7 protein-coding genes and 1 pseudogene are annotated in these 10,522 nt (G+C 71.7%); 4 read left to right on the forward strand and 4 right to left on the reverse strand.

Features of this window, described 5'->3' with window-relative positions; all coding sequences use genetic code 11:
• Positions 1-375 precede the first annotated feature (375 nt).
• Together GPJ59_RS27200 and GPJ59_RS27205 are read left to right on the forward strand one after the other, a co-directional pair.
• Positions 376-1,164, forward strand: a complete 789-nt coding sequence (locus GPJ59_RS27200; RefSeq protein WP_219670351.1) for an ABC transporter ATP-binding protein — start codon at positions 376-378, stop codon at positions 1,162-1,164.
• Positions 1,161-3,737: an ABC transporter permease gene (locus tag GPJ59_RS27205; protein ID WP_219670345.1), complete on the forward strand. Its 2,577-nt coding sequence runs from the start codon at positions 1,161-1,163 to the stop codon at positions 3,735-3,737. The genes GPJ59_RS27200 and GPJ59_RS27205 overlap by 4 nt, the downstream gene beginning before the upstream one ends.
• Positions 3,738-4,064: 327 nt before the next feature.
• Here GPJ59_RS27205 and GPJ59_RS27210 read toward each other — a convergent pair whose 3' ends face one another.
• Positions 4,065-4,433 carry a type II toxin-antitoxin system VapC family toxin gene (locus GPJ59_RS27210; protein ID WP_219670346.1) on the reverse strand — a complete coding sequence of 123 codons (369 nt, stop codon included), beginning with the start codon at positions 4,431-4,433 and terminating at the stop codon, positions 4,065-4,067.
• On the reverse strand, positions 4,430-4,675 hold the full coding sequence (locus GPJ59_RS27215; protein WP_219670347.1) for a type II toxin-antitoxin system Phd/YefM family antitoxin: 246 nt from the start codon (positions 4,673-4,675) through the stop codon (positions 4,430-4,432). Before GPJ59_RS27215 ends, GPJ59_RS27210 begins: the two co-directional genes overlap by 4 nt.
• A gap of 213 nt (positions 4,676-4,888) precedes the next feature.
• On the opposite strand from GPJ59_RS27215, the gene mfd reads away from it, so the two are divergent.
• Positions 4,889-8,440 carry a transcription-repair coupling factor gene (gene mfd / locus GPJ59_RS27220; protein ID WP_219670348.1) on the forward strand — a complete coding sequence of 1,184 codons (3,552 nt, stop codon included), beginning with the start codon at positions 4,889-4,891 and terminating at the stop codon, positions 8,438-8,440.
• 130 nt (positions 8,441-8,570) lie between these two features.
• Here the strand turns inward: mfd and GPJ59_RS27225 are convergent, their stop codons facing one another.
• Together GPJ59_RS27225 and GPJ59_RS27230 are read right to left on the reverse strand one after the other, a co-directional pair.
• Positions 8,571-8,759, reverse strand: coding sequence for an antitoxin (locus GPJ59_RS27225; protein WP_219670349.1), 189 nt, complete (start codon positions 8,757-8,759; stop codon positions 8,571-8,573).
• Positions 8,760-8,845: 86 nt separating this feature from the next.
• Complete coding sequence (locus tag GPJ59_RS27230) at positions 8,846-9,604, reverse strand: hypothetical protein (protein WP_219670350.1); 759 nt, start codon at positions 9,602-9,604, stop codon at positions 8,846-8,848.
• Positions 9,605-9,826: 222 nt separating this feature from the next.
• Between GPJ59_RS27230 and GPJ59_RS27235 the strand changes: the two are divergent.
• Positions 9,827-10,522, forward strand: a pseudogene (locus GPJ59_RS27235) (SAM-dependent methyltransferase); the annotation flags it as partial.

Below are 10,522 nucleotides of genomic sequence, written 5' to 3' on the forward strand. Positions count from 1 at the left end.
GGGAGGTGTTAAAAAGACCCCCCCCCCGCCCCCCCCCCCCCCCCCCCCGGTGGCGCCCGTCCCCCCCGCCTGTGCCGCGGTGCCGGCCGCGCTCCCCGCGCCCTGCGTGCTCCCCGCGCCCTGCGTGCTCCCTGTGCCCACGAAGACCCTTTCACTGTGCACGCACTTTTGGGGAACACCTTCTCACCGGCCGCGGCCCGGGGGAATCCCCCATCTCATCTCCGCCGCAAGGCGGAGAACCCCTAAGGGATGGTCCTCACTACGGTCCAGGGCCGGTTCGTCCCGGTGGAGGAGGCGAGCGATTCCGGCCGGTTCTTAACTGGTTCCTACGAGCCCGGGGCGGGCCGCGCGGAATCGACCGAGGAGAAGAAGACCGTGACAACGGCAGTGACCGAATCCAAGCACGGTGGTACGGGGGGAGCGGTGCCGGTCGCGGCCAGGGCACGGCAGGTCGTCAAGGCCTACGGCTCCGGCGAGACGCGCGTCGTCGCGCTCGACCACGTGGACGTCGACATCCACAAGGGCGCCTTCACGGCCATCATGGGCCCGTCGGGCTCGGGCAAGTCCACGCTGATGCACTGCCTGGCGGGGCTGGACACCGTCTCCGGTGGCCAGATCTTCCTGGACGAGACCGAGATCACCGGCCTGAAGGACAAGAAGCTCACCCAGCTGCGCCGGGACCGGATCGGCTTCATCTTCCAGGCGTTCAACCTGCTGCCGACGCTGAACGCGCTGGAGAACATCACCCTCCCCATGGACATCGCGGGCCGCAAGCCCGACGCGGAGTGGCTGAACCGGGTGGTGGAGACCGTCGGCCTGGCCGGCCGTCTCAAGCACCGTCCGACCCAGCTGTCCGGCGGGCAGCAGCAGCGCGTGGCCGTGGCCCGGGCGCTGGCGGCCCGCCCCGAGATCATCTTCGGTGACGAGCCGACCGGGAACCTGGACTCGCGGGCCGGTGCCGAGGTGCTCGGCTTCCTGCGCCGCTCGGTGGACGAGCTCGGCCAGACCATCGTGATGGTCACCCACGACCCCGTCGCCGCCTCCTACGCCGACCGGGTGCTCTACCTGGCCGACGGCCGGATCGTGGACGAGATGTGGAACCCGACGGCCGACCAGGTCCTCGACCGCATGAAGGACTTCGACGCGCGCGGGCGGACGTCGTGACCGTGCTCAAGACCTCGATGCGCAACGTCGTCGCGCACAAGGGGCGGATGGCCCTGTCGGCCGTCGCGGTCCTGCTCTCCGTCGCCTTCGTGTGCGGCACGCTGGTGTTCACGGACACCATGAACACCACCTTCGACAAGCTGTTCGCGACCACCGGCTCCGATGTCACCGTCAGTGCCAAGGCGCCCGAGTCGGGCGAGGAGAACCCGCGGCGCGGCCGGCCCGAGACGATCCCCGCGGACGCCGTCGAGAAGATCGCCAAGGTGCAGGGCGTCGAGAGCGCCCAGGGCAGCGTCGTCTCGCTGTCCGTCACGGTCGTCGACGCGAAGAACAAGAACGTCGGCCCCACCTCCGGCGCCCCGACCATCGCCGCCAGCTGGAACGCCAACGAGCTCAAGTCGATGGAGGTCAGCTCCGGCAACGCGCCGCGCGGCCCCACCGAGGTGATGGTCGACGCCGACACGGCGAAGAAGCACAAGCTGAAGATCGGCGACGAGCTGCGCACGATCGCCGTCACCGGCGACTTCCGCGCCCGGATCTCCGGCATCGCCTCCTTCAAGGTGACCAACCCGGGCGCGACGGTCGTCTACTTCGACACGGCGACCGCGCAGCGCGAACTGCTGGGCGGGCCGGGCCTGTTCACCAACGTCAACGTGATCGCGAAGAAGGGCGTCTCCGACGACCGGCTCAAGGCGGACATCGCCGCCGCCGTCGGCGCCGACACCTACAAGCTGCAGACCGCCAAGGAGTCCGCGGACCAGTCGCGCAAGGACGTCGGCGCCTTCCTGGACGTCATGAAGTGGGTGATGCTCGGCTTCGCGTTCATCGCCTTCCTGGTCGGCATCTTCCTGATCTTCAACACCTTCTCGATGCTGGTCGCCCAGCGCACCCGTGAGATCGGCCTGATGCGCGCCATCGGCTCCGACCGCGGCCAGATCAACCGCGCGGTGCTCACCGAGGCCCTGCTGCTCGGCGTGTTCGGCTCCGTCCTCGGTGTCGGCGCGGGCGTGGGCCTGGCCGTGCTGCTGATGAAGCTGATGGGCCAGATGGGCATGAACCTGTCCACCGCGGACCTGACCGTCAAGTGGACCACCCCGGTCGTCGGCCTGCTGCTGGGCACGGTGGTCACGCTCGTCGCCGCGTACGTCCCGGCCCGGCGCGCCGGCAAGGTCTCCCCGATGGCGGCCCTGCGCGACGCCGGCACGCCCGGCGACCGCAAGGCCGGCGTCGTCCGCGCCGTCCTCGGCCTGGTCCTCACCGGCCTCGGTGGCGGTTGCCTCTACCTCACCGCGCAGGCGGAGAAGGCCGGCGCCGGCTCGCTGTGGCTGGGCCTGGGCATCGTCCTGACCCTGATCGGTTTCATCGTGATCGGTCCGCTGCTGGCCGGCGGCGTCGTACGGGTGCTGTCCGGGGTCGTGCTGCGGCCCTTCGGTTCGGTCGGCCGCCTCGCCGAGCGCAACGCGCTGCGCAACCCGCGCCGTACGGGCGCCACGGCCGCCGCGCTGATGATCGGACTGGCGCTGGTCGCCTGCCTGTCGGTGGTCGGCTCCTCGATGGTGGCCTCGGCCACCGAGGAACTCGACCGGTCCGTGGGCGCCGACTTCATGATCCAGTCGCAGAACGGGCAGCCGCTGATGCCGCAGGCCGAGCAGGCGGTGCGCGGCGCGGCGGGTCTGGACCACGTCACCGCCTACCGCGGGCTGGACGCCAAGGTCACCGCGCCCGACGGCTCCACCACGGACCAGAGCCTGAGCGTCACCGACCCGACGTACGCCAAGGACGTGCGCCGCAAGATGACCGCCGGGCAGCACGCCGACGCGTACGCGCCGAACTCCATGGCGGTCGGCTCGATCTACGCCGCCGCGCACCACGTCAAGGTCGGCGACGAGCTGACCGTGGCCTTCGCCGAGGGCCGGACGGCCAAGCTGAAGGTCGCGGCGATCACGACGGACGACGGCAGCCTCGACAAGGAGGCCATGTACGTCAGCACGCAGACGGCCGAGGCCAACGTGCCGGCGGACCGGATGCCCCGCCCGTTCATGCTGCTGGCCAAGGCGCGCGGCGGGCAGGCGGACGCGGCGTACACGGCCCTGAAGGACGCGCTGGAGGCGTACCCGCAGTACCGGGTGCTGGACCAGACGGACTACAAGGAGGCCCTGAAGGACCAGGTCGGCCAGCTGCTGAACATGGTCTACGGCCTGCTCGGTCTCGCGATCATCGTGGCGGTGCTGGGTGTGGTGAACACCCTGGCCCTGTCGGTGGTCGAGCGGACGCGGGAGATCGGCCTGATGCGGGCCATCGGCCTCTCCCGCCGCCAGCTGCGCCGGATGATCCGCCTGGAGTCGGTGGTCATCGCCCTCTTCGGCGCCCTGCTGGGCCTGGGGCTGGGCATGGCCTGGGGTGCGACGGCGCAGCAGCTGCTGGCCCTGGAGGGCATGAAGGTCCTGCAGATCCCGTGGCCGACGATCGGCGGAGTCTTCGCCGCCTCGGCCCTGGTGGGCCTCCTGGCCGCGCTGGTCCCGGCGTTCCGGGCGGGCCGGATGAACGTCCTGAACGCGATCGCCAGCGAATAGCCGCGGCGCGCCCGGGGAAATCCCGCGGGCCCGGTCCGTCCACGGGGGTACGGACCGGGCCCGCCGCGGCCCCCTGGCCCCGCCGCGGGGGCATCCGCCCCGCGCCCCTTCGGGGCCCAGCCCCGCCCGCGCCTCAAGCGCCGGCGGGGCTGGAGGGGGCCGGGGCTTCGCCCCGTACCCCTGCCCCCTGTTCGGGTCCTTGCCGGACGTGGCGGACCTGCGGGTCCGTCGTGGCTGCTCGCGCCCACGCGGCGGAGCCGCAAATCGAGTACAGCCCCGCGCCCCTGAGGGGGCGCAGCCCAGCCCCTTGCAGCCCCGCCGGCGTGCTCAGACGGCCAGGACCGGCACGTCGTAGAGGGGGATGAACTTGTCGCGGGTGACCAGCGTCAGCCCCTCGGACTGGGCCTGGGCGACGAGCATGCGGTCGAAGGGGTCGCGGTGGTGAGGGGGCAGCTTCCCCGCCAGGACACCGTGATCAGCGGTGATGGACAAGGGCCTGAACTGCGTGTCGCGTGCCTGTTCCGCCAGGTCGGTGTCGCTGTCGAGCTTGCCGCCCGCCTGCTTGACCGAGATCTCCCACGGCGTGACGGCGCTCATGTACACCCAGCGTTCGCGGCCGAGCAGCCGCTGAGTCTCCTCGGTCAACTCGCCGTTCAGCCACCAGAGGACGACGTGGGTGTCCAGCAGGAGCTTCACTCGCCGCCCCCGAAGGCCTCGTCCCAGCCGTCGGGGAGCTCGTCGAAGTCGTCATGGATGTGGACGCGGCCCGCGAGCACCCCGTAGTCGGTGCGCCGGACCTTCCCCGCGAGGGGGATGACCTTGGCGACGGGCTCACCGGACTTGCTGATGATCACCTCCTCGCCGGTCGCGACCAGTTCGAGGATCTTCGAGAAGTGGGTCTTCGCCTCGTGGACGTTGTACTGCCGGGCTGCTTCCATAGCGGCCCCTCCAGGGCAGGCGTGGACTAAGCGCTGGACTCAGGTTAGCGAGAACGGCCTAACCGCGGCCAGCTCCGTCACCCCCACGGGTGGCCGTAATCGCTCGCGCGGGTGACGGACCCCCGTCGTAGGCTGGGAACCCCCGGCCCGTGAGACGTGTCGGGTCACTCGCGTTGCCCCGACGCCACGACAACCCGGACGGAAAAAGCCCCCATGAGCCTGCACGGACTGCTCGACGCCGTCGTCGCCGACCCCGCCCTGAGCGAGGCGGTCAAGGCGGCGGGCGACGGTCACCGGATGCACGTCGACCTGGTCGGGCCCGCCGCCGCCCGCCCGTTCGCCATCGCCGCGCTCGCCGGCCGGACCGGGCGGACCGTCCTCGCGGTCACCGCGACCGGCCGGGAGGCCGAGGACCTGGCCGCCGCCCTGCGCTCCCTGCTGCCCGGCGACCGGGTGGTCGACTACCCCGCCTGGGAGACCCTGCCGCACGAGCGCCTCTCGCCGCGCAGCGACACCGTCGGCCGCCGCCTGGCCGTCCTGCGCCGCCTGGCCCACCCCAGCGCCGACGACCCGGCCGCGGGCCCCGTCTCGGTCGTCGTCGCACCCATCCGCTCCGTGCTCCAGCCGCAGGTCAAGGGCCTGGGCGACCTCGTACCCGTGGCCCTGCGGCAGGGCGGCAGCGCCGACCTCGGCGAGATCACCGAGGCGCTGGCCGCGGCCGCGTACGCCCGGGTGGAGCTGGTGGAGAAGCGCGGCGAGTTCGCCGTGCGCGGCGGCATCCTCGACGTCTTCCCGCCCACCGAGGAGCACCCGCTCCGCATCGAGTTCTGGGGCGACGAGGTCGAGGAGATCCGCTACTTCAAGGTCGCCGACCAGCGCTCCCTGGAGATCGCCGAACACGGCCTGTGGGCCCCGCCCTGCCGCGAGCTGCTGCTCACCGACGAGGTGCGGGAGCGGGCCGCCGCCCTCGCCGAACGCCACCCCGAGCTCGGCGAACTCCTCGGCAAGATCGCCGAGGGGATCGCCGTCGAGGGCATGGAGTCCCTCGCACCGGTCCTCGTCGACGACATGGAGCTGCTCCTGGACGTGCTCCCGGCCGGCGCCATGGCCGTCGTCTGCGACCCGGAGCGGGTACGGACCCGGGCCGCCGACCTCGTGGCCACCAGCCAGGAGTTCCTCCAGGCCTCCTGGGCCGCCACCGCCGGCGGCGGGCAGGCGCCCATCGACGTCGGCGCGGCCTCGCTGTGGGGCATCGCCGACATCCGCGACCGGGCCCGCGAGCTGGGCATGATGTGGTGGTCGGTGTCCCCGTTCGCCGCGGACGAGGACCTCTCCGGCGCCGGCGCACCCGCCGACGGGCCGGCCGGCCTCACGCTCGGCATGCACGCCCCCGAGAGCTACCGCGGCGACACCGCCCGGGCGCTGGCCGACACCAAGGGTTGGCTCGCCGACGGCTGGCGCACCGTGTACGTCACCGAGGGCCACGGCCCGGCCGCCCGTACGGTCGAGGTACTGGGCGGGGAGGGCATCGCGGCCCGGCTGCAGGCCGACCTCGGCGCCCTGGAGCCCTCCTTGGTGCACGTCGCGTGCGGCTCCCTCGACAGCGGCTTCGTCGACCCGGCGCTGAAGATCGCGGTGCTCACCGAGACCGACCTGACCGGCCAGCGCACCGCCACCAAGGACCTCGGCCGGATGCCGGCCCGCCGCCGCAAGACCATCGACCCGCTGACCCTCCAGGCCGGCGACTACATCGTCCACGAGCAGCACGGCGTGGGCCGCTACCTGGAGATGGTGCAGCGCACCGTCCAGGGCGCCACCCGCGAGTACCTGCTCGTCGAGTACGCCCCGGCCAAGCGCGGCCAGCCCGGCGACCGCCTCTACATCCCCACCGACCAGCTGGAGCAGGTCACCAAGTACGTCGGCGGCGAGGCGCCCACCCTGCACCGGCTCGGCGGCGCCGACTGGACCAAGACCAAGCAGAAGGCGAAGAAGGCCGTCAAGGAGATCGCGGCCGACCTCATCAAGCTCTACAGCGCCCGCATGGCCGCCCCCGGCCACACCTTCGGCCCCGACACGCCCTGGCAGCGCGAGCTGGAGGACGCCTTCCCGTACGCGGAGACCCCCGACCAGCTCACCACCATCGCCGAGGTCAAGGAGGACATGGAGAAGTCCGTCCCGATGGACCGGCTGATCTGCGGCGACGTCGGCTACGGCAAGACCGAGATCGCGGTCCGGGCGGCCTTCAAGGCGGTCCAGGACGGCAAGCAGGTCGCCGTCCTCGTGCCCACCACCCTCCTCGTCCAGCAGCACTTCGGCACCTTCTCCGAGCGCTACAGCCAGTTCCCCGTCAACGTCCGCGCGCTGTCCCGCTTCCAGACCGACACCGAGGCCAAGGCCACCCTGGAAGGTCTGAAGGAGGGCTCGGTCGACGTGGTCATCGGCACCCACCGGCTGTTCTCCTCCGAGACGAAGTTCAAGGACCTGGGCCTGGTCATCGTCGACGAGGAGCAGCGCTTCGGCGTCGAGCACAAGGAGCAGCTGAAGAAGCTGCGCGCCAACGTGGACGTGCTGACGATGTCGGCCACCCCGATCCCGCGCACCCTGGAGATGGCGGTGACCGGCATCCGCGAGATGTCGACCATCACCACCCCGCCGGAGGAGCGCCACCCGGTGCTGACCTTCGTCGGCCCGTACGAGGAGAAGCAGATCGGCGCCGCCGTACGCCGTGAACTGCTGCGCGAGGGCCAGGTCTTCTACATCCACAACCGGGTCGAGTCCATCGACCGGGCCGCCGCCCGGCTGCGCGAGATCGTGCCCGAGGCGCGGATCGCCACCGCCCACGGCCAGATGTCCGAGCAGGTGCTGGAACAGGTCGTGGTGGACTTCTGGGAGAAGAAGTACGACGTGCTGGTGTCCACCACCATCGTGGAGTCCGGCATCGACATCTCCAACGCCAACACCCTGATCGTCGAGCGCGGCGACAACTTCGGCCTGAGCCAGCTGCACCAGCTGCGCGGCCGCGTCGGCCGCGGCCGCGAGCGCGGGTACGCGTACTTCCTCTACCCGCCGGAGAAGCCGCTCACCGAGACCGCGCACGAGCGCCTGGCCACCATCGCCCAGCACACCGAGATGGGCGCCGGCATGTACGTGGCCATGAAGGACCTGGAGATCCGCGGCGCGGGCAACCTGCTCGGCGGCGAGCAGTCCGGCCACATCGCGGGCGTCGGCTTCGACCTGTACGTGCGGATGGTCGGCGAGGCCGTCGCCGACTACCGGGCCTCCCTGGAGGGCGGGGTGGAGGAGGAGCCGCCGCTGGAGGTCAAGATCGAGCTGCCGGTCGACGCGCACGTCCCGCACGACTACGCGCCCGGCGAGCGGCTGCGCCTGCAGGCGTACCGCGCGATCGCCTCGGCGAACTCGGAGGAGGACATCAAGGCGGTCCGCGAGGAACTCACCGACCGCTACGGCAAGCTGCCCGAGCCGGTGGAGAACCTGCTGCTGGTGGCCGGGCTGCGGATGCTGGCGCGGGCCTGCGGGGTCGGCGACATCACCCTCCAGGGCACCAACATCCGCTTCGGCCCGGTGGAGCTGAGGGAGTCCCAGGAACTGCGCCTGAAGCGCCTGTACCCGGGAACGGTCCTCAAGCCGGCCACCTCGCAGGTCCTCGTCCCCCGCCCGAAGACCGGCAAGATCGGCGGCAAGCCGCTGGTCGGCCGGGAACTGCTGGCCTGGACGGGCGAGTTCCTGACGACCGTGCTCGGCTGACCGGCCGGGCCGGGGCGATGGGCGCGTGAACACGCCGGCGGCGGCCGGGGGAGGGGTCCCCCGGCCGCCGCCGTCACGTCTGGCGTCCGTGGCGTCCGCGCGTCCGTGCGTCCGTGCGTCCGCCGTGGAGCTACTTGTTGGGGTCGTCGTCGATCCCGAGCTTCTGCTCCATCTGCTGCTGGGCCTGGTCCACCTGCTCGGTGTACTTGTGGCCGGTCCGCTCGTTGACCTCTTGTTCGAGCCGGTCCGACGCCTGCTTGCCCGCCTGCTTGCCCTTGCTGCTGTGCAGCATTTCCTTGGCCTTGTCGAAGATCCCCATACGAGGGCTCCTTCCGTGTCCCGGTTGAGACAGTACGCCGCTTTCGCGCCATCCGCCTGCCGGGGCTGCGGCCTTGGTGACGGCCGTTACTGGCCCATGTTGTCCGTGTCGACCACGTCGGAGGTCGGCGCCTGCGCCTGCACCGGCTGGTTGAACTTGGAGAAGGTGACCGAGGCCGGGTCCTGGCCGGTGAGGACGGCCTTGAGCAGGTACGGCTCGCCCTTCGTGGCCACGTAGAGGGTCTCGGTGCCCTCCTTGGTCCTGGTGGTCAGCTTCACCGCGTACTCGCCGTCGACCTGCTCGACGCCGCCCTTCGACGTGCCCTTGGTCTTCTGGAACGTGCCGAGCAGCTGGTCCAGGTCGCACAGCTCGGCGATCTCCTTGGAGTCCTGCTCCGACGCCTTGGACTTGACCCACTTGCCGACCAGCTGCTTGAGGACGGCGTCGGCCTCGTTCTTGGACATGTCCTTGACCTGGGCGCGGTAGAAGGCCTCGTCCGCCTTGATGTAGATGTGCTCGGCGGTGCGGATCAGCTCGAACGAGCCCTCGCCGGGCATCGCCATCGTGCCCCGGCACTCGCCGCTCTTGCTGACGGCCATGTCCAGCTGGATGGGCTTGCCCTTGTCCCGGACGGTGCCGGTGACGGTCAGTGAGCTCGCCCCCTTGAGGGCCTCGGTCGACCGGTCGGCGACCTGGGAGCCGGACTGTCCGGGGAAGGGGCCGTCGTCGGCGAGGCCGAGGCCGGGCAGGCACGCGGTCAGGCCGCCCAGGCCGATCAGCGCGGCGGTGGTGACGGCGGCGATCCGCGCGGTGCGGCGGGACGTACGACGGGCAGCAGCAGACATGAGGACTCTCTCGGCGAGGAGTTGGGGAGCGGGGAAGCGGGGAGCGGGACAGTGGGGCGGGGCGCCGCGCATGCGGGCAGGGCTGTTGACGCGCTGCACAGCGGGCTCGGCGGCGCGGCCCATCACAGCATGAGGTGTGAACCGAGTCAACACGGTTCACGGAAAGTGGTTTGTTCACGCTGTGAATCGAGCTCTCGGGCGTGAACGGCTATGATCAGTTCCATGCCGCACAACAGCCCAGCCGAGGTGACCGCCGCCGAGATCGCCCGCCTGGCCGGTGTGGGCCGCGCCGCCGTGAGCAACTGGCGACGCCGCCATGCGGACTTCCCCCGCCCCGTCGGCGGCACCGAGACCAGCCCCTCCTTCGCGCTGCCCCAGGTCGAGGCCTGGCTGCGGGCCCAGGGCAAGCTCGCCGAAGTCCCGTTGCGCGAACGGGTCTGGCAGCAGGTCTGCGGCCACCCGGCCGGCTCGGTGGCCGCCCTCGTCGAGGCCGGCTGCGCGCTGCTCGTCGTACGGATGCGGCCCACCGACTGGCTGGAGCTGACGGCTGTCTCCGACGAGCGGATGGCCGTGCTGCTGCCGCCCGTCCTCGACCAGGTGCTCACCGCCCGCCTGGGCCCGCACCACCCCCTGACGGACCTCGCCCGCGCCCGGACCGCCGCCCCGGGGGCCTTCGCAGCGCCCGGCCCCGCGTCGATGCCGCTGCTGCGCGCCGCCGCCGAACTCGCCGCCGAGCTCGGCGCCAGCCAGGCCTTCGAGTTCCTGCTCGGCCGCCATCTGGACGCCAACCCCCGCCAGTACACGCTGACCCCCGAGGGCCCCGCCGCGCTGATGGCCGCCCTCGCCGGCCCCGCCCGCAGCGCCCTCGACCCCGCCTGCGGCACCGGCACCCTGCTGCGCGCCGTACGCGCCCTGGCT

The sequence above is a fragment of the Streptomyces bambusae genome, assembly GCF_019400985.1.
GTDB lineage: Bacteria > Actinomycetota > Actinomycetes > Streptomycetales > Streptomycetaceae > Streptomyces > Streptomyces bambusae_A.

Bases quoted from the DNA above. Each gene is read 5' to 3' on its own strand.
- GPJ59_RS27230 (WP_219670350.1), bottom strand. From the start codon at position 9,604: ATGTCTGCTGCTGCCCGTCGTACGTCCCGCCGCACCGCGCGGATCGCC.
- mfd (WP_219670348.1), top strand. From the start codon at position 4,889: ATGAGCCTGCACGGACTGCTCGACGCCGTCGTCGCCGACCCCGCCCTG.
- GPJ59_RS27215 (WP_219670347.1), bottom strand. From the start codon at position 4,675: ATGGAAGCAGCCCGGCAGTACAACGTCCACGAGGCGAAGACCCACTTC.
- GPJ59_RS27225 (WP_219670349.1), bottom strand. From the start codon at position 8,759: ATGGGGATCTTCGACAAGGCCAAGGAAATGCTGCACAGCAGCAAGGGC.